Source organism: Variovorax sp. 10N420, assembly GCF_056394705.1.
This window is the reverse complement of the sequence record NZ_JBFTIJ010000001.1, coordinates 377,836-398,536: the sequence shown is the minus strand read 5'-3', so window position 1 is coordinate 398,536 and position 20,701 is coordinate 377,836. Positions and strand designations below refer to the sequence as shown.

Here is a 20,701-nt window from a genome sequence, read left to right as displayed (position 1 = left end):
TGCGTTAAAGTCGATCCAGCGCGATTGTAGGGAGAGCGAAGACGCTCTTCACCCCCGCGCCATGACAACGACGGAGGAGTTCGCGATGTGGTTCCTGATGCTGGGCGTGCTGGGTGTGGCGCTCAAATGGCTCGAGGTCGGCTTTGTGGCGGCCCTGAGTTGGTGGATCGTGTTGATCCCTTTCGCGCTTGCGGTCGCGTGGTGGGCTTGGGCTGATGCCTCGGGCTATACCAAGCGCAAGGTGATCGAGAAGGAAAACGCGCGCAAGCAGGAGCGCATCGATCGGCAGCGCAGTCGGCTCGGCATGTTGAAAAAGAAATAGCTCGCCCCCAGGCTCGCGCACTTCGTGTCGCTCTCCACCCCCTGACCGGGGGCAACACCAGCGGCCCGGCGAAGCCGGTTCCGCGGTGTTTCTGGAAGGGCGGGGTGGCGGGGCGGTTTTGGGCCGACGGGGCTTCCTTTTTCCCTTTTTAGAACTTGTCGAGGACGGCGCCGGAGCTGGCGCTGGAGGCGTTGAAGGCGAACTTGGCTTGGACGCCGCGGGTGTAGCGGGGGGCGGGCGCTTTCCAGCCTTCGCGGCGCTTGGCGATTTCGGACTCGGGGACGTTGAGGTCGAGCTTGAGTTGGTGCGCGTCGATGGTGATCGAATCGCCCTCTTTGACGAAAGCGATGGTGCCACCCGCGGCTGCTTCGGGGGCTACGTGGCCTACGACCATGCCCCAGGTGCCGCCGGAGAAACGGCCGTCGGTGATGAGGCCTACGCTTTCACCGAGGCCTGCGCCGATCAAGGCGCCGGTGGGAGCCAGCATCTCGGGCATGCCAGGGCCACCCTTGGGTCCCAGATAGCGCAGAACCATGACGTCGCCGGCCTTGATCTTGCCGTCGAGGATGGCTTGCAGCGCTGACTGTTCGTCGTCGAACACTCTCGCAGGCCCGGTGATGACGGGGTTCTTCAGGCCAGTGATCTTTGCGACTGCGCCTTCGGGCGAAAGGTTGCCCTTCAAAATCGCCAGGTGCCCTTCGGCATACATTGGATTGTCGATGGGGCGAATCACGTCCTGGTCGGCGCGTGGCTGGTCGGGCACGTCCTTCAGCACTTCGGCAATGGTCTGGCCGGTGATGGTGATGCAGTCGCCGTGCAGCAGACCGGCGTTCAGGAGAACCTTCATCACCTGCGGGATGCCGCCGGCCTGATGCAGGTCGACGGCGAGGTACTTGCCACTGGGCTTGAGGTCGCAGATCACTGGGACCTTCTTGCGCATGCGCTCGAAATCGTCGATGGACCATTTCACATCCGCAGCGTGCGCGATGGCGAGGAAGTGCAGCACCGCATTCGTCGAACCGCCCGTTGCCATGATGACTGCAACGGCGTTCTCGATGGCCTTCTTGGTCACGATGTCGCGCGGCTTGATGTCCTTCTTGATGGCTTCGATGAGCACCTTGGCCGATTCCTTGGCCGAGTTCTCCTTTTCGTCGTGCGGATTGGCCATGGTCGACGAATACGGCAGCGACATGCCCAGCGCCTCGAACGCGCTCGACATGGTGTTGGCGGTGTACATGCCGCCGCACGAGCCGGTGCCGGGGATGGCGCGCATCTCGATTTGCTTGAGGTCCTCGTCGCTCATGTTGCCGGCGGCGTTCTGGCCTACCGCCTCGAACACGCTGACGATGTTCAGGTCCTGGCCCTTGTAGCGGCCCGGCAGGATCGTCCCGCCGTAGACGTAGATCGCCGGCACGTTGGCGCGCAGCATGCCCATCATGCCGCCGGGCATGTTCTTGTCGCAGCCGCCGACCACGAGCACGCCGTCCATCCACTGGCCGCCCACGCAGGTTTCGATGCAGTCCGAAATGACTTCGCGGCTCACCAGCGAGTACTTCATGCCTTCGGTGCCCATGGCCATGCCGTCGGAGATGGTGGGCGTGCCGAACACCTGCGCGTTGCCGCCCGCTTCCTCGATGCCGGCGATGGCCGCGTCAGCCAGCTTCTGCAGGCCCGAGTTGCACGGCGTGATGGTGCTGTGGCCGTTGGCAACACCGACCATCGGCTTCTTGAAATCGCCTTCTTCGTAGCCCATGGCGTAGAACATCGACCGGTTGGGCGCGCGGCTCTTGCCTTCGACGATGTTGGCGCTGCGGCGGTTGATCTGGATCGGTTTGGTGTCCATCGTGTCTCTCGTGATCGGAATCGGGGAGGTCAAGTATCGGACGATTAATTGATTGGTTCCAATCCATTTTTTGTGTCCGATTGATATGCTGTGCATATGAATGATGCGTCGATCGACCTGCGGGTCTGGCGGCAGTTCCTCGCCGTCGCGGAGGAACTGCACTTTGGCCGCGCCGCCGTGCGCCTGCACATGACGCAGCCGCCCGTCACGCAGGCGATCGCGCTGCTCGAGAAGACGCTGGGCGTGGTGCTTTTCGATCGGACGCGCCGCCGCGTGGCGCTCACGCCGGCCGGCGAGGCCTTGCTGCCCGACGTGCGGGATTTGCTGGCCCGGGCGCAATCGTTGCCAGCGCGCGCTCGTGCGGCCGCGGCGGGGGAAGTCGGACGGGTGCGATTGGCCTTTGTATCGACCATCGGATTCGAGCGGCTCCCGCTGTGGGTGAAGGAGTTTCGGGTGCGGTGCCCGCAGGTCGCCCTCGAACTGGTCGAGGCGACGGGAGACGTGCAACTGGAAGGCTTTTCCCGCGGCGAGATCGATGCCGGGCTGATGCTGCATTCGCCCGGTTTTGCGCCGCCTGGCCTGGAGCGGCTGACGATCTCGGAAGAGCCTTTGGTGCTGGCGCTGCCGGCCGGACATCCGCTGGCCAAGGTCGACAAACTGCCTCTGCAGGCGGCGCTCGCCGAGCCCGTGGTGATCTTTCCGCGCCGAATCGTGCCGTCGCTGCACGATGCGATCTTTGCGCTCTATCACGCCACTGGCCGCACACCGCAGATCGCTCAGGAAGCCATCCAGATGCAGACGATCGTCAACCTCGTCTGGGGCGGCCTGGGAGTCGCCTGGGTGCCGCGGAGCGTCATGCAGTTTCGGCGCACCGGCGTGGTGTACCGGACCGCGAGCGAATTCGAGCCTTCGGGCCGTCGCCGAAGCGCCGCGCCGCTTCCGAGTTGCGAAACCAGCCTGGTCTGGCCGGCCGACGCAGACAACCCCGCGCTGGCGCGCTTCGTCGACTTCATCAGGGCCCAAGGCGTGGCACCGCATTGAGGCGAGAATCGCGTCCATGTTGATGTATCCGCAGATCAATCCGATCGCGCTCCAGCTGGGGCCGATCGCGATTCACTGGTATGGGCTGACCTACCTGGCCGCTTTCGCGCTGTTCTACTTCCTGGGCACGCGCCGGCTGCGGCACGAGCCTTACCGTTCCATCACCGGACCGGGCGCGTGGTCGCGCAAGGACCTCGAAGACATCCTCTTCCTCGGTGTAATGGGCGTAATCGTCGGGGGTCGCCTGGGCTACTGCTTTTTCTACAAGCCTGGTTTCTATCTCACCCATCCGCTGGAGATTTTCTTCGTCTGGCAGGGTGGCATGAGCTTTCATGGCGGGCTGCTGGGCGTGATTGCCTCGATGGTGTGGTTCTCGCACTCGCGGGCGCGACCGTTCTGGCAGGTCATGGATTTCGTTGCGCCTTGCGTGCCGACCGGGCTCGCGGCCGGCCGGGTCGGCAACTTCATCAACGGCGAACTCTGGGGGCGTTTTTCGAGCCCCGATCTTCCGTGGGGCATGGTCTTTCCCCAGAGCGGCTCGATGCTTCCGCGCCATCCGTCGCAGGTCTACCAGTTCCTGCTCGAAGGCTTGCTGCTCTTCGCGTTGCTTTGGCTCTACGCCCGCAAGGAGCGCCGCGAACGCCGCGTCTCGGCAGTGTTCCTGGTCGGATACGGGCTCATGCGCTTCATCGCCGAATACTTCCGCGAACCCGATGACTTCCTCGGTTTGCTGGCGCTCAACATGAGCATGGGGCAGTGGCTTTGCGTCCCGATGATCGTCTTCGGAATCTGGCTCTACGTGAGCGCGCCCGCGCAGCGCCGCGCTGCGACCGCGACGGCATAAGGGGATTAGCGGCTGCGCCTGACCCCTACAGCGTATGGTCAGCCTTGAGCACAGGCTGGACGGAGCGTCCTTTCGGCTAGTGCTTCTGGTGAATGCGCCGCGGTGTCGTGCGCTGTAGAGTGGGTGCTCACGACAGGGGATTCGACGTCATGTCAATGCTGGTTTGTATCGTGCGCAGCACGCAATGAGCTCGCGATGGCACTCGACCTGCATACAGTGCCTGGCTCGGTCACCGGCCGCGATGCGGAAGCGGCATCGGCGCTGGAGTGGAGCGACGCCGACAGATCCACCGCGCACACGCTGCCCGAAGGCCTGCGGCTCCTCGACTACGAAATCGTCGGCCCGATCGGCGAGGGCGGCTTCGGCATCGTGTACCTCGCTTGGGATCACGCGCTCGAACAGCACGTCGCGATCAAGGAATACCTGCCGGCCATCCTCGCTTCGCGCGCCAGCGTATCGCCGGCAGTGGTCGTCAAGTCGCAGCGGCACAGGGAAGGTTTTCGCCTTGGGCTGCGCAGCTTCCTGAACGAGGCGCGAATCCTCGCGCGCTTCGATCATCCGTCGCTGGTCCGGGTGCTGCACTTCTGGGAAGGCAACGGCACCGCTTACATGGCGATGCCTTACTACGACGGCCCGACGCTCGCCCACGCGCTCGAGGATCTGGGGCGTCCACCGAACGAAGCGGAGCTTTGCGGCTGGCTGCGCCCCTTGCTCGACGCGCTCGGCACCATGCATGCGGCGAGCTGCTTTCACCGCGATGTCTCTCCGGACAACATCCTCCTGACCCAGAGCGGCCCGGTGCTGCTGGACTTCGGCGCAGCGCGGCGCGTCATCGACGGCATGACCTCGTCGCCGACCGTCGTCTTCAAGCCTGGGTTCGCGCCGATCGAGCAGTACGGCGAAGTGGCTTCGATGAAGCAGGGCGCGTGGACCGACCTGTATGCGGTGGCGGGTGTGGTCCATGCCGCCATTACCGGCCATCCGCCGACGCCGTCGATCGAACGCTTGATGAACGACCAGTTGAAGCCGCTCACGCAGGTGGCGCGGGGCCGCTACAGCGAACCTTTCCTCGCGGCGGTCGATGCCGCGTTGTCGCTGCATCCGCGGAACAGGCCGCAGAGCGCGGCCGAATTCTGGACGATGCTCAGTTGCGGTGAGCAATTGCAGGACCTGGCACTCGCGCGCGCCGTGCGGCTGGGCGATGCCTCGTCGGGAGTGCAGTCTCCCGTCGATGCAAGGCTGGATGAAGAGGTTTCACTGCCGCCCGATCTGGTGCGAGAAAGCGCAACGTCAACACCAACCCCATCATCGATGCCAGCGCCGCCAGCGCCGACAGAGCGGGCACTCAGTGCGGCCTTGCATTGGGCCGGGCCCGTCAAACGCTGGAACCGCGCGCCCGTTTCGAATTGGCCGCCGTTGCGCGAGGCGCCGAGTCCGGGCGGGCAACCGGGCAGCCGATGGAAAACTTATGCGCTGGCTGCTTCAGTCGTGCTGTTGGGTGCTGCGGCGTACGGCTACTACCGCTTCAATGATCGTCACGGGGCGGCATCGTCGCAGCCTCCGGAGACCACCTTGGCTCCCCAGAAGGCTTCGGCGCCCCCGTCAACTGCGCCAGCCGCACCTGTCGCCCCAGTCGATCCGGATGCACCGGCAGTGAAGCCCGTCGCGCCGACGGTCGCACCCCCTGTGCCGACGCCCCAGCCGCAGCTTTCAGTTTCCAGCGCCGAAGATGAGAAATCAACAGAGGCGATGCCGGCGAAAAGCCAGTCGGCTGAGGCCATCGAACCTGCGGCATCGGCGAAAGCCGCGCCCGCGCGCAAAACGGCATGGCGTTCGCGCAGCGACGCCCAGAAGACCGTGCGTCGCGAGCCGCGCAATGTCGAACCCGAAGCCTCGCTTCCGGCCATGGTGGTGCAGCCCGCGCCGCCGCTGGAGGGCGCGCAAATCCATTCCAACTGCACCGATCTGCTTCAGCGGGCGTCTCTCGGCCCGCTGGCGGCAGGCGAAGCCGCGCTCTTGAGAAAGGGATGTGAATGATGACCTCCACGACCTTCCCGCGTTGGGCGCAAGCCCTGTTCCTATCGGCTGTTGCCGCACTGGCGGCCGGTTGTGCCACGGCCCCAGGTTCGTCCAATGGAGAGCTTCCGTTCGACCAGGCCATCGCCGCGGCCACCGATGGGCTCGCCAGCCAGACGCAGGGCTTTCTGGCTTCGATCAGCGGCAAGCGTGGCGTGGTGGTCGACCCGATGATCGACGCCGGCAGCGCCCAGCAGACGGTGGCAACGCAAATGCTGCAGGAGCGCGTGACCGACCGGATGACTTCGAAAGCCGACTCGCTGGAGATCATGCCGTTTCAGGGGGCGAGCATGGGCAAGGCCCGCTACCTGCTGACGGGCACGATGACCCGGCTGGCTGTCGACAAGCCGCAAGGACCGATCCGGATCGACCTGGCGCTGACCGAGCTTGCCAGTGGCAACGTGGTCGCGCAGTCGTCCGCGGTGACGCGCGACGAGGGTCTCGACCACACGCCGCTGCCGTACTACAGGGACACGCCGATGGCGGTCAAGGACCGTGTGATCGAAGGCTATATCCGCACCACCGCCACGCCGCCAGGCCAGCGCGCTGACGCGTACTACTTCGAACGCATCGCGGTGGCGCCGGCCATCAAGGATGCGACCAGCGCCTACAACGCGCAGCGCTACCAGGATGCTTATGCGCAATACAGCGCCGCCAGCGGTTCGCCCGTCGGCGATCAGCTGAGGGTGCTCAACGGCATGTACCTGAGCTCGGCCAAGCTGGGCCGCACCGCGCAGGCGCAGGACGCATTCGGCAAGCTCGTGGCCTACGGCATCGCGAACCAGCAGCTCGGCGTGAAGTTCCTGTTCAACCCGAACAGCACCGTGTTCTGGTCGGAGACGCAGATCAGCGGTCCGTATCCGATGTGGTTGCATGAAATCGCCAAGGCGAGCGCCGATGCGAAGGTGTGCCTGGACATCATCGGCCACACCAGCCATACCGGGCCTGTGGCCTACAACGACGTGCTTTCGATGCAGCGCGCACGCTACGTGCAGCAGCGCCTGGTCGCCGAATCCACTTCGCTGAGTGAGCGCACCACGCCCAGCGGCCGGGGATTCCGCGAGAACATCATCGGAAGCGGCACCGACGACGCCGTCGATGCGCTGGACCGCCGAGTCGAATTCAAGATCGTCAATTGCAGCTGATCCGGCGACGAGCACGCGGGTAATATTCCGGATTGCCGTCCGCCCGCCCCCTTTTCCGCCCCGCGCCCCGGCGCGAGGCCGTGCGGGCCTTTGCGCTTCACAAAAGGCCAAGCTCATCCATGAATGCCAGCGACTGGATCACGCGCAGCGTTTCGCGCCTGCGGCCGACCCACACTGCCGAAGGCGGCAAGTCCGCGACTGCGCCCCGACCCCTTTCAGAGCGTCTGGAAGCCACGCTGCGCCGACCGGGCGAAGCACTCGCGCCGCGCGCCTTGCGGCGCGCGCTGGTGGAGTTGCAGGCGGTGGTCGACCCCAGCATCAGCGACGTCGAAGCCGGCCGCCGCGCACACGCCGTCGTGCAGTGGTATGCCGGGCGCGAACTCGACGAGCGGCGCGACATCTGGCTGCTGATGAGCGAGCGTTTCGCGCCCGACGTGCAAAAGCTCAGTAGCGCGCGCGACCTGCATGAGGCCGCGGTCGGCACGCCCGACGAAGGGCAGGCCGAGATCGACCTGCGCCGCGCGCTGGTTTCGCCGCGCGCACGCCTGCTGCAGCGATTCGCGATCGATCCGGACGGCATGCGCTTCCTGGTCGAGTTGCGCGCACAGCTTCTGCCGCACCTGAAGGGCGACCGCCGGCTGCTTCCGCTGGACGCCGAACTCGAACATCTGTTTTCGACCTGGTTCGACGTCGCTTTCCTCGATTTGCGGCGCATCAGCTGGGATTCACCGGCCTCACTGATCGAGAAACTGATCCAGTACGAAGCCGTGCACGACATCAAGAGCTGGGCCGACGTCAAGAACCGGCTCGACAGCGACCGCCGCTGCTACGGATTCTTTCATCCGCGTCTGCCCAACACACCGCTGATCTTCGTCGAGGTGGCACTGGTCGACCGCATCAGCGAAGGCATCGTTCCATTGCTGGACGAAGCGGCGGCGGTCGTCAAGCCGGACAAGGCGACGACGGCGATCTTCTATTCGATCAGCAATACGCAGACGGGCCTGCGCGGCGTGAGCTTCGGCGATTCGCTGATCAAGCGCGTGGTCGAAACCCTGCAGGACGAGCTTCCGCGTCTGAAGACCTTCGCAACCTTGTCGCCGATTCCCGGCTTTCGCGCCTGGCTCGGCAAGAACGCGGCGGCGATGGTGGAACGACTCGATGAAAAGCGCGCGACGGAACTGGGCCGCGTGGTCGGTTCGTTGCCGCCGACGGGGGAGCGGTTTCTCGCCGCCGCCGAAGACGCGGGGTCGCTGGATGCGAAGTCGCCGGTGCGGCAACTGCTGCTGCAATCGGCCGCGGAGTATCTCGGTCGAGCCACGGCGGACGGCAAGCCGATCGATCCGGTTGCGCGTTTTCATCTCGGGAACGGCGCGCGCGTCGAAAAACTCAACTGGGCCGGTGATCCATCCTCGAAGGGGCTGAAGCAGTCCTACGGTCTCATGGTCAATTACCTCTACGATCTCAAGCGGCTTGACAAGCACCGCGCACTGCTGGCGCAGGGCAAAGTGGCGGTGTCGGGCGAAGTCGACGATCTTTTTCTCAAGAGCTGAGCTCCATGCAGTCCGTTCAAAACAAGGAGACAAGCCGGATGGCAAGTTCGATCACGCTGCGCGGCGAGGGTCCGATCGCGGTCGTGACGCTGACGAACGCAGGACGCCTGAACGCCATGTCGCGAGCGATGTGGCGCGAACTGCGCGCCGTGTTCGAAGGATTGGCGCAAGACGCATCCTTGCGCTGCGTGATCGTGCGTGGGGAGGGCGGGGCCTTCTGCGCAGGGGGCGATATTTCCGAATACCCGTCGTTCCGCTTCGACGAAGGCAGCCTTCGCGAATTCCACGAGAACGAAGTCTGGGCTGCATTGGCGGCCATGCTCGCTTGCGAAGTGCCGCTCATCGCACAGATCGAGGGTGCCTGCATGGGTGCGGGCGTCGAAATCGCAAGCTGCTGTGACATTCGGCTGGCTGGCGAATCGGCGAAATTCGGCGCGCCGATTGCGAAGCTGGGTTTTCCGATGGCGCCGCGCGAGGCTGCGCTGGTCAGCGGCGCGCTCGGCGATGCGCTCGCGCGAGACATGTTGCTCGCGGCGAGCGTTCATGGTGCAAAACGCCTGTATGAGGCGGGGTTTCTTCTCAGCGTGGTGCCCGACGCGGAGTTGCCGGCGGCAGCGCTCGCGCATGCGAAACGTGTCGCGGCTCTCGCGCCGGAAGCCGCCCGCCTCAACAAACGCACCTTGTCGGCGCTTCGGCGCTCCGCTGCCGTGGATGGGGAAGACCCGATGGCGCCGTTGGTGGCGGTCGCTTATGACTACGCCGACTCCGACGAACATCGCGAAGGCATTGCTGCCTTCCTTGCCAAACGCAGCCCCGCTTTTTGAACCCGCCATGACCGAAACGACGACAAACGCCAATCTCTACGCCGCATTGCGCGCCGCTTTCCCCTCCGATCTGGACAAGATCGCGGTTGAAACCGACGACGGCCTTTTCTATTCATGGCGCGATCTCGTGCGGGCAAGCGCGATGATTGCGAATCTGCTCGATTCGCTCAAGCTCGAGAAGGGCGCTCGCATCGCGGTACAGGTCGAAAAATCGGTCGAGGCCATGCTGCTCTATCTCGCGAGCCTGCGCGGGGGCTATGTCTTCGTGCCACTCAACACGGCCTATCGCGCTGCGGAGATCGAATATTTCATCGGCAACTCGGGGCCGGCAGTGGTCGTCTGCAGCAGCGCCAATGCGTCGTGGGTCGCGCCCATCGCAAAGAGGGCCGGCACGCGCCACGTCTTCACGCTCAACGACGACCGCACCGGCACGCTGCTCGAAAAAGCGGCGCAGTGCGGCGACCAGCACGCCGTGGCGCCAAAGAGCGCCGACCACATCGCGGCCATCATCTACACCAGCGGCACGACGGGCCGCAGCAAGGGCGCGATGCTTTCGCATGGCAACCTGCTGTCGAATGCGCAAGTGCTCAAGGACTACTGGGGCTGGCGGAGCTCGAGGCAGGGCGGCGACGTGCTCATCCACGCGCTGCCGATCTTTCATGTGCATGGGTTGTTCGTCGCCATTCACGGCGCGCTGATCAGCGGAAGCCAGATGATCTGGCTGAACCGCTTCGACGCGCAGCGGGTGGTGGCGCGCCTGCCCGATGCGACTGTGTTCATGGGCGTGCCCACGCTCTACGTGCGCATGCTGGCCGAGCCGGGCCTGACGCGCGACGCGTGCAGCAATATGCGTCTTTTCATTTCGGGATCGGCACCGCTGTTGATCGAGACCTTCAACGAATGGCGTGACCGGACCGATCACACGATTCTGGAGCGCTATGGAATGAGCGAGACGGTCATGCTCACCTCCAACCCTTACAGCGCGGTGCAAGGCGAGCGCCGAGGCGGGACGGTGGGCTTTCCGCTGCCCGGCGTCGCATTGCGCGTGCACGATGATCGTGGAGAGCCTTGCGCGACTGGCGAGATCGGCAACATCGAAGTGGACGGTCCCAATGTGTTTTCCGGCTATTGGCGCATGCCGGAGAAGACGAAGGAAGAGTTCACCGCCGATGGCTACTTCAAGACCGGTGACGTCGGCAAGATTGACGGCCTGGGCTACGTCACCATCGTGGGACGCAGCAAGGATCTGATCATCAGTGGGGGCTACAACGTCTACCCGGCGGAAGTCGAGGGCTACATCAACGAGATGCCAGGCGTCGCCGAAAGTGCCATCGTCGGCGTGCCGCATTCGGACTTCGGCGAGGTGGGCGTTGCGATCGTGATTCCGCGCCCTGGCGCTTCGGTCGACGGTGAACGTGTCATTGCCGAATTGAAAGCGAAGCTGGCCAATTTCAAAATTCCCAAGCGCTGCTTCGTGGTGCCCGAGCTGCCTCGCAACGCGATGGGCAAGGTGCAGAAGGCGCTGCTGCGCGAACAGCACAAGGACCTGTTCGGCAGCGCCTGAAGCCGTCGCGCTGGCTCGCGCTGAATCGCGGTAGCTTTCGCTTATTGCACCAGCAGCACCGAGACGTCAGTCTCCGACACCACCTTGGTCGCGACGGAACCCATGAGTGCGCGGCCCAGGATGCCGTGGCCATGCGTGCCCATCACGATCAGCTCGGCCCCCAAGCTGGTGGCCGCGTTGATGATCTCTTCCGCGGCATGGCCATGGCGCCGGTCGATCGTGTAGTTCGTGATGTTGTGTTCGGCGAGCTGTGCTTCGAGCGGCTCGACCACCTTCGCGGTTTCTTCGGCGTAGTAGTCGGAGATCACGCCCTTGCTGAGATGCCGCGCCACGTGTCCGGGCACACCGACGCAGACGTGCACCATGACGAGCTCGTTGCCTTCGACGAACATGCCGCGATGCCGGGCCAGGTAGTCGATGGCCTTCCTGGTGTGCGAACTGCCGTCGACGGCGATCAGGATTTTCATGCTGTTCCTTTGGTTGTGAGCTCTACACGCGACGGCCATCGATGGCGACGGCATGCGCTGCGTGCCGACTTTATACGGCACGTCGTGAACGACCAAAAAAAAGCCACGATCCCGAACAGGGCCGTGGCTTTCTCAAATGAGGTGTCTGCGAGTGAGGCCGGACTCGCATCCTGAACCGGGGTTCAGGTGGGCGAGGGCAGCAAGGCTTCGGGTTCATCTGACGCGAGATGATCACACCCGCCAAGCGATATACCAAGCCCTGCTCGGTAGAGCATTGGAACAAGGACATATAGAGCCCGACACGCACCGCAGACAAGGTGGATTTTACGCCTCTCGGGCGCTGTGGCTAGAGCAAATGTCCATCGCCCGCGAGGGCCTGATCGAGCCGCTGAATCAATTGCGCGGCACGGGCCTCGTCGGCAGGGTCGTCGGCTGCATCTCCCGCGACGGCGGGGGCGGGCGCCGGAGCCGTAGCTGGTTGTGCCTCTCGTTGCACGAGGTCGAACGCCAGATTGAGCGAAGCCAGCACGGCGATGCGGTCGCGGGCCTTGACCTTTCCTGCATCGCGAATCTTGCACATCGCGGCATCGACGCGTTCGACGGCTTCACGCAATTGCGCTTCGCCGCCTTCGGGGCAGCCGAGCAGATAACCCTGGCCCATGATCTGGACTTCGATTTGTTTCATCAACGTGAGCTTGCGTCTTGAGTGGGATCAGCCGGTAGCTGTTCGAGCAGCGCATCGAGCCGCGTGCGCGCGGCGGCAAGCCGCGATTTGAGCGCGTCGCGTTCGCGCGTGAGCGCGTCCACCTGGTCCTGAAGCAAAGCGTTGGTGCGCTGTACTTCTTCGTGGCGCACGAGCAGGCGTTCGACGCGCTCGGCGATCTGGTCAATACGGCTCGGTGCGGGCATGGGGTGCGATTGTAGTTTCCGGGGCAGGCGGACACCCTACAATTCCACGCGTTGGTGCTCGCTGCGTGGTTCACGCGCCGCAGTTCAACGGGAAGCAGGAGTCGAGGTCCCCCGGGACCGAGCCAGCCTGCGCTGCCCCCGCAACGGTCAAGCAGTCGGCGCCCATCGGGCGCCACCTTCGTCAATCAGCCACTGGGTGCCCTGAAACAGGCATCTGGGAAGGCGACGAGGGCCGTACTGCCAGCCCGGATACCGGCCAACGAGGCGGCTGCCGCATGCGCAAGCGTGCAGCAGCCATGACGTCCAAGCGTTGGCGGGGAAGCCGGCGAAGGACATTGATCTTTGTTGTCTCCTCATGAATCACTGCGTTTTTTCCGCGCCCGCCCAGAGGTGTGCTCGTCCGTGGCCGCTCGCGCGCCTTCGTTCGGTTTCCCTGGCTGTCGTCGCCTTGACGGGCATGACATCGACGGCCATGGCCCAGAGCGCCAATCCCACGCTCCCCGAAACCGTCGTGACAGCGACGCGCACGCCCACTCGCACCAACGATCTGGTGTCGGACACCGTCGTCATCGACCGCGCTCAAATCGAAGAGCAGTCGAACCGCACGCTGCCCGAAATCCTCGCGCGAATTCCGGGCATCCAGATATCGTCGACCGGCAGCGGACCCGGCAAACAGACTGGCGTGCTCATCCGCGGGGCCGAGAGCCGTCACACCATCTTGCTGATCGATGGTGTGCGCTACGGCTCCGCGACGCTCGGAACACCGTCCTGGGACAACATCCCGGTCGAGATGATCGACCACATCGAAGTGGTGAAAGGCCCGGTTTCCGCGCTCTACGGCAGTGACGGGGTGGGCGGCGTGGTGCAGATCTTCACGCGCAAGGCCACTCGGGCCGAGGACCTGTTCGTCCCCCGCGTGTCTTCGACGATCGGCACGGACAGCTACAAGCAGATCGCCGGCGGCTTCAGCGGCGCGTCCGGGGCCGCGACCTACGCGCTCGATGTTCAGCGCACCTTGGTCAACAGCATTTCGGCGACGAACAGTCGCGTGCCGTTCAACAACTACAACCCCGACCGCGATCCCTTCAACCAGAGCGCCGCGAACGCATCGTTCGGCTATCAGTTCAACCCGGACTGGAAGTTCGATGCCGGCCTGCTGTATTCCGATGGCCTGAACCACTACGACGACGGCCTGGGCCGCGACACGCGCGGCGTGCAGCGCACGCAGAACGGCTACGCCGGCGTGCGCGGGGCTGTGACATCGAACTGGACCACGCAGCTGCGATACGGCCGCAGCGACGACGACACGCACGCCATCGTGGCTGCGCCGGGGAACGTTCCGGGTCTTTTCGAGACGACGCAAAACCAGTACCTGTGGCAGAACGACATCATCACGCCCATCGGCACGGTGCTCGCGGGCTTCGAGCGTCTCGAACAAAAAGTGAACAGCGACACACCCTATACCGTGATCGATCGCGACATCGACTCGGTCTTTGTCGGCCTCAATGGCAACGCGGGTCCGCACAGTTGGCAGGTCAACGGGCGGCACGACAGCAACTCGCAGTTCGGCGACCATGACACGTGGTTCGCGGGCTACGGGTACCGCTTCACCGAGAACTGGCGCGTCAACGTCTCGCATGGCACCAGCTTCGTCGCGCCGTCTTTCAATCAGCTCTACTACCCGGCGTTCGGCAACCCCAACCTGAAGCCGGAAGAGGGCGAGAACACCGATCTCGGAATCACGTGGACACAGGGCGCGCACACCGTGAAACTGGTGGCGTATCAGAATGACATCGATGGGTTCATCACGAACACCACGCTGCCCCAGAACATTCCCCGGGCACGCATACAGGGTGCGACGCTGAGCTACGATGGCCAATACGGCGACCTTGGATTGCATGCAAGCTACGACTCCCTCGATCCGAAAAACGAGATCTCCGGCAAACAACTGCCGCGCCGCGCGAAGGATGTTGCGACGCTTGGCGCTGACTACGCCGTCGGCCCGTGGAAGTTCGGCGGCTCGGCGCTCTACGTGGGCAAGCGCTATGACGATGCGGCCAACAAACTGGTGCTCAACGCCTACACGACGGTCGACCTCTATGCCGAATACCGCGTCTCGAAAAACTGGTCTGTGCAGGGACGCATCGTGAACGTCGGAGACGCAACCTACGAGACCGCCTATGGCTATAACCAGCCCGGACGCGGCTTCTTCCTCACGGTGCGGTGGCAACCCAAGTGACCACGGCTTGCCGCGAACTGATCCTCGGCGGCCAGCGCAGCGGCAAGTCGCGCCGCGGCGAGAAACTCGCTGCGGCGTGGCTCTCTTGTTCGGTGGCGCATCGCGCTGTCCTCGTCGCGACGGCACTGCCGCGCGACGATGAAATGCAGGACCGCATTGCGCGGCATCGCAGCGATCGCGCAGTGCGCGTGCCGGCAATGGTCACCATCGAGGAGCCATTCGCGCTTGCGGAGGCGATTCGGGCGCACAGCACGCCTGAGACCTTGGTGCTCGTCGATTGCCTCACGCTCTGGCTCACCAATCTGCTGATGCCGGCGGACACTGTGGTCGGCCTCGATGAGGCTGCGGCGGAGCCTGCCAGTGCGGCGCTCGTGCGAGAAATCAGCGCGGCGCGAGGTCCGCTGGTGCTCATCGGCAATGAAATCGGCCTCGGGGTGATTCCGCTCGGACGCGACGTCCGCGCTTTTGTCGATGCACTCGGGCGCCTCAACCAGGAAGTCGCGGCGGCTTGCGATCGCGTCACGTTCATGGCGGCCGGGCTGCCGTTGACCTTGAAGGAGCCCGCGTGAATTGCCTCGCGAGACTGTCTATTGCCGCGTTCCTCGCCGTCTTTGTGGTGACGGCGCAGGCTGTCATCGTGACGGACGAGCGCGGCGTGGGCGTCGACATCCCGAAGCCGCCACAACGCATCGTGACGCTGCTGCCATCATTGACCGAGTCCGTCTGCACGCTCGGCGCATGCGATCGACTGGTCGGCGTGGACCGCTATTCGAACTGGCCCGCATCCGTGCGGCTCTTGCCGCAGGCGGGCGGAGGCATCGATCCGAATGTCGAGGCCATCGTCGCGCTCAAGCCCGACGTCGTGCTGCTCGCAAAATCTTCGCGTGTGACCGAACGACTGGAAGCCTTGGGGCTCAAGGTGGTGGTGCTCGAACCCAAGAACCATGCCGATGTGCGGCGCGTGCTGGAGGCGCTTGCCCGATTGCTGGGCGCTGGCGATGCGCAACAGGTCTGGCGCACCATCGACGCCAGCGTCTCCGCGGCGGCGCAGTCGCTGCCAGAGGGCGTGAAGCACACGCGTGTGTACTTCGAAGTGAACAACGGGCCCTATGCGGCCGGCGAGTCTTCATTCATCGGCGAGACGCTCACGCGGCTCGGTGCAAGGAACATCGTCCCTGCATCGCTCGGTCCGTTTCCCAAGCTGAATCCGGAGTTCGTCGTGCGCGCCGATCCTGACCTCATCATGGTGGGCGAGCGCAGCGGGCAAGGCATGGAACAGCGGCCGGGCTGGGGCCATATCAAGGCCGTTCGCAGTGGGCGTATCTGCCGCTTCACCGCGGATGAATCGGACGTGCTGGTGCGGCCCGGACCGCGCATGGGCGAAGCTGCAAGGCTGATGGCGCAATGCCTGTTGGCGAAGGCGCCGTGATGCGGGCGGAGGGCCGATGAAAAGCCAGCATCGCCGCGCGCTCGCGCTCGGCATCGCCTTGCTGGTCCTGGGCGCCGCCGTATTGATGCTCGGCGCGGGTGTCGGGAGCACGGGATTCGAAAGCGTCCTTAGGGCCTGGGGCGATCCGGTTGCGCTGCAGATCGTCTGGGACATCCGGCTTCCGCGAACCCTGGGTGCGTGGCTCGCGGGCGCGCTGCTCGGGTTCTCGGGCGCCGTGGCGCAAGGGCTCTTCCGAAATCCCCTGGCCGATCCCTACTTGCTGGGCAGCGCGTCCGGCGCATCGCTCGGCGTGGCGCTCGCGCTGTGGATGTTCGGTGCTTCGCCGACCAGCATGCAATGGGTGGCACGCCTCGGGGTGACGGGCGCTGCCTTCCTTGGCGCCGTCCTGGCGGTGATGTTCACGCTGGTGCTGGCGCGAGGCGTTCAGCAAACGCTCCGGCTCTTGCTCGCAGGGGTGATCGTCGGCGTGGTGCTCGGCGCGGTGAAAGACTTGATCACCATTGCATCGACCGATGTCCTGCAGGCGATCCAGGGCTTCATGCTCGGCAGCACCGGCCTGGTGGGCTGGAGTGCCTGCGCGGTGATGGGCGGCGTGGGGGTGATCTGCCTTCTGCTCGGATGGGCGCTCGCGCCCGTGCTCGATGGCCTGGCGCTTGGCGAGTCGACGGCGAGCAGTCTGGGGCTTCCGCTCGGAGCGATGCGAGCCGCACTCGTCGCCGTGCTGGCGCTGGCAACGGGTGCAGCTGTCGCGCAGACGGGGCTGATCGCTTTCGTCGGGCTGGCGGCGCCGCATCTGGTGCGCTCCGCGGTCAAGACGACGCATGCGCGGCTGATCCTGCTGTCGAGTGCGGTGGGCGGTCTGCTGCTGATGTCGGCCGATCTGCTCGCGCGCTGGCTGGTGGCGCCGCAGGAACTGCCTGTCGGTGTGCTGACGGCTGTGCTCGGCGGGAGCTATCTGCTCTGGCTCATGCATCGGCGGCGCGCGCGGGGGGGCATGTGATGGCGCAGGTCGCGATTGGCGAACCGGCGCTGGAGGCGCGGCATCTCAGTGCAGCGCTCGGCGGCACCGAGGTGTTGCACGGCATCGATCTCGCCCTGGCTCAGGCTCGATGGACGAGCATCGTCGGACCGAACGGTGCCGGAAAGTCGACCTTGCTCAAGGCCATTGCGGGGCTCTTGCCCTGCGAAGGCGAAGTGCGCTTGCTGGGTCAGCCGCTTTCGGCAGTCACCGGCCGCGCGCGCGCGCGGCGGATGTCCTGGCTCGGCCAGGGCGGTGCGGGCGAGGGCAGCGCGGACGATCTCATGGTGTTCGACGTCGCGATGCTGGGCCGCCTGCCGCATCAGCGATGGCTCGCGACTCCGAGCGAAGCCGATCGCGCAGCGGTCGAACACGCATTGCGCAGCACCCAGGCCTGGGAGTGGCGCGACAGGCCGCTCGGCCATCTGTCGGGCGGCGAACGCCAGCGGGTGTTGCTGGCGCGCGCGCTGGCGGTCGAGGCCGACGTGCTGCTGATGGACGAACCGCTCGCCAACCTCGATCCGCCGCACCAGGCGGACTGGATCCAGACCACCCGCAGTCTCGTCGCCAGTGGCCGAACCGTGATCAGCGTGCTGCACGAACTCAACGTCGCACTGGCCGCCGACGACATGGTGCTCATGGCGCAAGGGCGGGTGATCCATCATGGGCGTTGCGGCGAGGCGGCCACGCATAGCGCACTGGAATCCGTATTCGATCGCCGTGTGGCCGTTCACAGTGTGGCGGGGCACTGGATGGTCATTCCCCGCTAGCAAACTTCCGAGAACTCATGCAAATCGAAACACCTCCCAGCGAAAAGCCGTACGAAAAACCCGAAGGCGAGCGCCGCGGCATCGTCATCGTCAACACCGGCGACGGCAAAGGCAAGAGCACTGCGGCTTTCGGCTTGGCGCTGCGGGCGCATGGCCGTGGCAAGGCGGTGAAGATCTTTCAGTTCATGAAGGTGCCCAGCGCGCGATTCGGCGAACACCGCATGTTCGAGCAGATCGGCATCCCGATCGAAGGTCTGGGCGACGGCTTCAGCTGGAAGAGCCAGGACCTGGAGCACTCCGCCCAGCTTGCGCGTGACGGATGGCAGAAGGCGAAGGCGGCCATCCTCTCCGGCGAATACTTTCTCGTGGTGCTCGACGAGATCACCTATCCGCTCATCTACGGCTGGTTGCCACTTGATGGCGTGCTCGAAACACTTCGTACGCGGCCCAAGGAAGTGCATGTGGTGCTGACTGGCCGGCGCTGTCCGCCGGAGATCATCGAACTGGCCGACACCGTGACCGACATGCAGATGGTCAAGCATGCGTTCAAAGCCGGCATTCCGGCGCAGCGAGGCATCGAGGACTGACGAGGGAAGAAGGCGCGGGATGTCGGCCTTGATCTCGATAGCGGCCCTCTGGCTTGCGCTCGCCATCGATCGCTGGCTCGGCGAGCCGGCTGCACGCTGGCATCCGGTGGTCTGGATGGGGCGCTATCTGGACGGCGCCGGAAAACGCATCGCGCCGATGGCTGGTACGCCCGAGCGCAAGTTCGCGGCATTTGCCGGAGGTGCGATCGGCTGGTGTGTGGGTGCCGCCCTGGCCCTGGCCGTCGCGTGCCTGTTGAATCGGATTGCGAGCAAGGTTCCAGTTTGGGCCGCAATATTGCTGATCGGAATTGCCCTGAAGCCGTTGCTTGCGTGGCGCATGCTGTGCGACGAAGTGCTGGCCGTCGAGGCCGCGCTCGGCACATCGCTTGAGGCGGGCCGCGTACAGCTTGCGAGACTGGTGAGCCGCGACGCGAGTGCATTGAGCGGCACCGAGGTTCGAGAAAGCGCCATCGAGTCCTTGGCGGAGAACCTCAACGATTCAGTGGTCGCGCCGCTCTTCTGGTTCGTGCTCTTCGGCCTGCCGGGCGCGGCGGTCTATCGCTTCGCCAACACTGCCGACGCGATGTGGGGCTATCGGGGTGATCGCGGCGGCCGGCAGTGGGAGTGGGCGGGCAAATGGGCAGCTCGCGCGGACGACGTTCTGTCTTGGATTCCTGCGCGACTCACGGCGATGCTGCTGTGGGGTCGGGTCGGCTTCTCGGCTTGCCGGCGAGAAGCGGCCAGGACCCCTTCGCCGAACAGTGGGTGGCCGATGGCGGCGATGGCGCTGCGGCTGGGCGTGCGGCTTGCCAAGCCGGACGTCTATGCACTCAACGCGGCGGGCCGGGAAGCAACTGCGAGCGACACCGTCGACGCCATCGCCTTGGCTTTGCGCGCAGTCGTGCTGGCTGCCGTATGCGCCACGGTCGTGGCGTGGGGCAGGGCGGCATGGAGCCAAGGATGAGCATGGTTGAAGCGATCGAGCCAATGCATGGAGGCCCGGACGCGCGCGGCACGGTGCCGCATGATTTTTCGACCAACAGCAATGCTTGCGGACCCTGCCCGGAGGCACTGCTGGCGGTGCGACGGGCGGATGCCAGCCGCTATCCGGACCCGCTCTATGCGGCGCTGCGCGAACGACTGGCGCGCTTTCACGGCGTCGAGGCCGGGCGCATCGTGATTGCTGCGAGTGCGAGCGAGTTCATCGGCCGCATCACCGCGGCGGTGGCGCGTCGCGGCGGACGGTGCGTGCGCGTACCGGCGTATTGCTATGGCGACTATCTTCGTGCGGCGAGCGCATGGGGACTTGAAGCGGTCAAGGCCGATCGTGCAGACCTGGTCTGGTATTGCGATCCATCGAGCCCGCTGGGCCAGCCGTGCACTGAATTGGCTGAAGTCGTCGAAATGCCGACCTGCAACGCGGTCCGCGTGCTCGATCTCGCCTACGAACCGCTGCGGCTGGAGGGCGCGTTGTCGCTCACCGCCGAGGGGCTGGACGCGGTATGGCAACTATGGACGCCCAACAAGGCGTTCGGCCTGACCGGCATTCGCGCCGCCTACGCAATCGCGCCCGTCGTCGCGGACGAAATGGTTTTGGACATGAACCGGCTCGCGCCTTCATGGCCGCTGGGTTCGCACGGCATTGCGTTGCTTGAATGTTGGACCCGCGACACGGCGCAGCATTGGCTCAACGAGAGCCGGACCACGCTGCGGATGTGGAAGTCAGCGCAAATTGCCCTGTGCGAATCGATCGATTGGCATTGCCTTCCCAGCGTCGCCAACTTTTTTTGTGCGCAGCCAAATCTCCCGTATTCGATGGATCGGGTTGAAGCGCTCAGAGCGGTGGGCATCAAGCTCCGGGACACGGCTTCGTTCGGCTTGCCCGGACATGTGAGGCTCGGCGTCCTGCCTCCGGCCAGCCAGGAGGCGCTGCGCCGCGCCTGGTGTTGATTGGGCGGCGCCGGGCCACGGCGACTGTACGGACCTACCTGCGACGCATCTTCGACAAGCTGGGCATTGAAAGACGCTCGGCGCTTTCGGGCTGGGCGAGGC

20 protein-coding genes and 1 riboswitch are annotated in these 20,701 nt (G+C 65.0%); of the genes, 16 read left to right on the top strand and 4 right to left on the bottom strand.

Annotated features, from left to right (window positions below; all coding sequences use genetic code 11):
• The first annotated feature begins 85 nt into the window (after nucleotides 1-85).
• On the top strand, nucleotides 86-322 hold the full coding sequence (locus AC1DEK_RS01840; protein ID WP_478123975.1) for a TIGR04438 family Trp-rich protein: 237 nt from the start codon (nucleotides 86-88) through the stop codon (nucleotides 320-322).
• Between the two features lie 148 nt (nucleotides 323-470).
• Here AC1DEK_RS01840 and ilvD read toward each other — a convergent pair whose 3' ends face one another.
• Entirely contained in the window at nucleotides 471-2,165 is a 1,695-nt protein-coding gene (gene ilvD / locus AC1DEK_RS01835) for a dihydroxy-acid dehydratase (RefSeq protein ID WP_478123484.1), read from the bottom strand.
• Nucleotides 2,166-2,261: 96 nt separating this feature from the next.
• On the opposite strand from ilvD, the gene AC1DEK_RS01830 reads away from it, so the two are divergent.
• The 7 genes from AC1DEK_RS01830 to AC1DEK_RS01800 all read left to right on the top strand — a co-directional run bounded on the left by AC1DEK_RS01830 (nucleotide 2,262) and on the right by AC1DEK_RS01800 (nucleotide 11,209).
• Entirely contained in the window at nucleotides 2,262-3,206 is a 945-nt protein-coding gene (locus tag AC1DEK_RS01830) for a LysR family transcriptional regulator (RefSeq protein ID WP_478123483.1), read from the top strand.
• A gap of 16 nt (nucleotides 3,207-3,222) precedes the next feature.
• On the top strand, nucleotides 3,223-4,050 hold the full coding sequence (gene lgt / locus AC1DEK_RS01825) for a prolipoprotein diacylglyceryl transferase (protein ID WP_478123482.1): 828 nt from the start codon (nucleotides 3,223-3,225) through the stop codon (nucleotides 4,048-4,050).
• Nucleotides 4,051-4,245: 195 nt separating this feature from the next.
• Nucleotides 4,246-6,087 carry a serine/threonine protein kinase gene (locus tag AC1DEK_RS01820; RefSeq protein WP_478123481.1) on the top strand — a complete coding sequence of 614 codons (1,842 nt, stop codon included), beginning with the start codon at nucleotides 4,246-4,248 and terminating at the stop codon, nucleotides 6,085-6,087.
• Nucleotides 6,084-7,271, top strand: a complete 1,188-nt coding sequence (locus AC1DEK_RS01815; protein ID WP_478123480.1) for an OmpA family protein — start codon at nucleotides 6,084-6,086, stop codon at nucleotides 7,269-7,271. Before AC1DEK_RS01820 ends, AC1DEK_RS01815 begins: the two co-directional genes overlap by 4 nt.
• 119 nt (nucleotides 7,272-7,390) lie before the next feature.
• Entirely contained in the window at nucleotides 7,391-8,821 is a 1,431-nt protein-coding gene (locus AC1DEK_RS01810; RefSeq protein WP_478123479.1) for a malonyl-CoA decarboxylase, read from the top strand.
• Between the two features lie 38 nt (nucleotides 8,822-8,859).
• A complete protein-coding gene (locus AC1DEK_RS01805; protein WP_478123478.1) occupies nucleotides 8,860-9,645 on the top strand; it encodes an enoyl-CoA hydratase/isomerase family protein in 786 nt (261 codons plus the stop codon).
• A gap of 7 nt (nucleotides 9,646-9,652) precedes the next feature.
• Entirely contained in the window at nucleotides 9,653-11,209 is a 1,557-nt protein-coding gene (locus AC1DEK_RS01800) for a malonate--CoA ligase (protein WP_478123477.1), read from the top strand.
• Between the two features lie 41 nt (nucleotides 11,210-11,250).
• Here AC1DEK_RS01800 and AC1DEK_RS01795 read toward each other — a convergent pair whose 3' ends face one another.
• From AC1DEK_RS01795 to AC1DEK_RS01785, 3 genes are all read right to left on the bottom strand, one after another.
• Entirely contained in the window at nucleotides 11,251-11,676 is a 426-nt protein-coding gene (locus AC1DEK_RS01795) for a universal stress protein (RefSeq protein WP_478123476.1), read from the bottom strand.
• 346 nt (nucleotides 11,677-12,022) lie between these two features.
• Entirely contained in the window at nucleotides 12,023-12,361 is a 339-nt protein-coding gene (locus AC1DEK_RS01790) for a cell division protein ZapA (protein ID WP_478123475.1), read from the bottom strand.
• The gene (locus AC1DEK_RS01785; protein WP_478123474.1) at nucleotides 12,361-12,585 is read right to left on the bottom strand and encodes a DUF904 domain-containing protein; all 225 of its coding nucleotides are present in this window, start codon (nucleotides 12,583-12,585) and stop codon (nucleotides 12,361-12,363) included. The genes AC1DEK_RS01790 and AC1DEK_RS01785 overlap by 1 nt, the downstream gene beginning before the upstream one ends.
• 35 nt (nucleotides 12,586-12,620) lie before the next feature.
• Nucleotides 12,621-12,860: riboswitch (cobalamin riboswitch) on the top strand.
• Between the two features lie 182 nt (nucleotides 12,861-13,042).
• Here AC1DEK_RS01785 and AC1DEK_RS01780 point away from each other — a divergent pair.
• Genes AC1DEK_RS01780 through AC1DEK_RS01745 form a run of 8 tightly spaced genes read left to right on the top strand, consistent with a single transcriptional unit; the run spans nucleotide 13,043 to nucleotide 20,599 of the window.
• Nucleotides 13,043-14,824: a TonB-dependent receptor domain-containing protein gene (locus tag AC1DEK_RS01780; RefSeq protein WP_478123473.1), complete on the top strand. Its 1,782-nt coding sequence runs from the start codon at nucleotides 13,043-13,045 to the stop codon at nucleotides 14,822-14,824.
• Nucleotides 14,809-15,393 carry a bifunctional adenosylcobinamide kinase/adenosylcobinamide-phosphate guanylyltransferase gene (locus AC1DEK_RS01775; protein WP_478123472.1) on the top strand — a complete coding sequence of 195 codons (585 nt, stop codon included), beginning with the start codon at nucleotides 14,809-14,811 and terminating at the stop codon, nucleotides 15,391-15,393. The genes AC1DEK_RS01780 and AC1DEK_RS01775 overlap by 16 nt, the downstream gene beginning before the upstream one ends.
• Entirely contained in the window at nucleotides 15,390-16,253 is an 864-nt protein-coding gene (locus AC1DEK_RS01770; RefSeq protein WP_478123471.1) for an ABC transporter substrate-binding protein, read from the top strand. Before AC1DEK_RS01775 ends, AC1DEK_RS01770 begins: the two co-directional genes overlap by 4 nt.
• A gap of 16 nt (nucleotides 16,254-16,269) precedes the next feature.
• Nucleotides 16,270-17,274, top strand: a complete 1,005-nt coding sequence (locus AC1DEK_RS01765) for a FecCD family ABC transporter permease (protein ID WP_478123470.1) — start codon at nucleotides 16,270-16,272, stop codon at nucleotides 17,272-17,274.
• Nucleotides 17,274-18,062, top strand: a complete 789-nt coding sequence (locus AC1DEK_RS01760; RefSeq protein ID WP_478123469.1) for an ABC transporter ATP-binding protein — start codon at nucleotides 17,274-17,276, stop codon at nucleotides 18,060-18,062. Before AC1DEK_RS01765 ends, AC1DEK_RS01760 begins: the two co-directional genes overlap by 1 nt.
• A 17-nt stretch (nucleotides 18,063-18,079) precedes the next feature.
• Nucleotides 18,080-18,649, top strand: coding sequence for a cob(I)yrinic acid a,c-diamide adenosyltransferase (cobO, locus tag AC1DEK_RS01755; RefSeq protein ID WP_478123468.1), 570 nt, complete (start codon nucleotides 18,080-18,082; stop codon nucleotides 18,647-18,649).
• A 19-nt stretch (nucleotides 18,650-18,668) separates the two neighbouring features.
• Nucleotides 18,669-19,613 (top strand): adenosylcobinamide-phosphate synthase CbiB, encoded by a 945-nt coding sequence (gene cbiB, locus AC1DEK_RS01750; RefSeq protein ID WP_478123467.1) that lies wholly within the window; start codon nucleotides 18,669-18,671, stop codon nucleotides 19,611-19,613.
• A complete protein-coding gene (locus tag AC1DEK_RS01745) occupies nucleotides 19,610-20,599 on the top strand; it encodes an aminotransferase class I/II-fold pyridoxal phosphate-dependent enzyme (protein ID WP_478123466.1) in 990 nt (329 codons plus the stop codon). The genes cbiB and AC1DEK_RS01745 overlap by 4 nt, the downstream gene beginning before the upstream one ends.
• Nucleotides 20,600-20,701: the final 102 nt, after the last annotated feature.

What these genes read in the sequence shown, in the direction of transcription:
- AC1DEK_RS01840 (WP_478123975.1), top strand. Translation starts at nt 86, where the DNA reads ATGTGGTTCCTGATGCTGGGCGTGCTGGGTGTGGCGCTCAAATGGCTC.
- ilvD (WP_478123484.1), bottom strand. Translation starts at nt 2,165, where the DNA reads ATGGACACCAAACCGATCCAGATCAACCGCCGCAGCGCCAACATCGTC.
- AC1DEK_RS01830 (WP_478123483.1), top strand. Translation starts at nt 2,262, where the DNA reads ATGAATGATGCGTCGATCGACCTGCGGGTCTGGCGGCAGTTCCTCGCC.
- lgt (WP_478123482.1), top strand. Translation starts at nt 3,223, where the DNA reads ATGTTGATGTATCCGCAGATCAATCCGATCGCGCTCCAGCTGGGGCCG.
- AC1DEK_RS01820 (WP_478123481.1), top strand. Translation starts at nt 4,246, where the DNA reads ATGGCACTCGACCTGCATACAGTGCCTGGCTCGGTCACCGGCCGCGAT.
- AC1DEK_RS01815 (WP_478123480.1), top strand. Translation starts at nt 6,084, where the DNA reads ATGATGACCTCCACGACCTTCCCGCGTTGGGCGCAAGCCCTGTTCCTA.
- AC1DEK_RS01810 (WP_478123479.1), top strand. Translation starts at nt 7,391, where the DNA reads ATGAATGCCAGCGACTGGATCACGCGCAGCGTTTCGCGCCTGCGGCCG.
- AC1DEK_RS01805 (WP_478123478.1), top strand. Translation starts at nt 8,860, where the DNA reads ATGGCAAGTTCGATCACGCTGCGCGGCGAGGGTCCGATCGCGGTCGTG.
- AC1DEK_RS01800 (WP_478123477.1), top strand. Translation starts at nt 9,653, where the DNA reads ATGACCGAAACGACGACAAACGCCAATCTCTACGCCGCATTGCGCGCC.
- AC1DEK_RS01795 (WP_478123476.1), bottom strand. Translation starts at nt 11,676, where the DNA reads ATGAAAATCCTGATCGCCGTCGACGGCAGTTCGCACACCAGGAAGGCC.
- AC1DEK_RS01790 (WP_478123475.1), bottom strand. Translation starts at nt 12,361, where the DNA reads ATGAAACAAATCGAAGTCCAGATCATGGGCCAGGGTTATCTGCTCGGC.
- AC1DEK_RS01785 (WP_478123474.1), bottom strand. Translation starts at nt 12,585, where the DNA reads ATGCCCGCACCGAGCCGTATTGACCAGATCGCCGAGCGCGTCGAACGC.
- AC1DEK_RS01780 (WP_478123473.1), top strand. Translation starts at nt 13,043, where the DNA reads ATGACATCGACGGCCATGGCCCAGAGCGCCAATCCCACGCTCCCCGAA.
- AC1DEK_RS01765 (WP_478123470.1), top strand. Translation starts at nt 16,270, where the DNA reads ATGAAAAGCCAGCATCGCCGCGCGCTCGCGCTCGGCATCGCCTTGCTG.
- AC1DEK_RS01760 (WP_478123469.1), top strand. Translation starts at nt 17,274, where the DNA reads ATGGCGCAGGTCGCGATTGGCGAACCGGCGCTGGAGGCGCGGCATCTC.
- cobO (WP_478123468.1), top strand. Translation starts at nt 18,080, where the DNA reads ATGCAAATCGAAACACCTCCCAGCGAAAAGCCGTACGAAAAACCCGAA.
- cbiB (WP_478123467.1), top strand. Translation starts at nt 18,669, where the DNA reads ATGTCGGCCTTGATCTCGATAGCGGCCCTCTGGCTTGCGCTCGCCATC.
- AC1DEK_RS01745 (WP_478123466.1), top strand. Translation starts at nt 19,610, where the DNA reads ATGAGCATGGTTGAAGCGATCGAGCCAATGCATGGAGGCCCGGACGCG.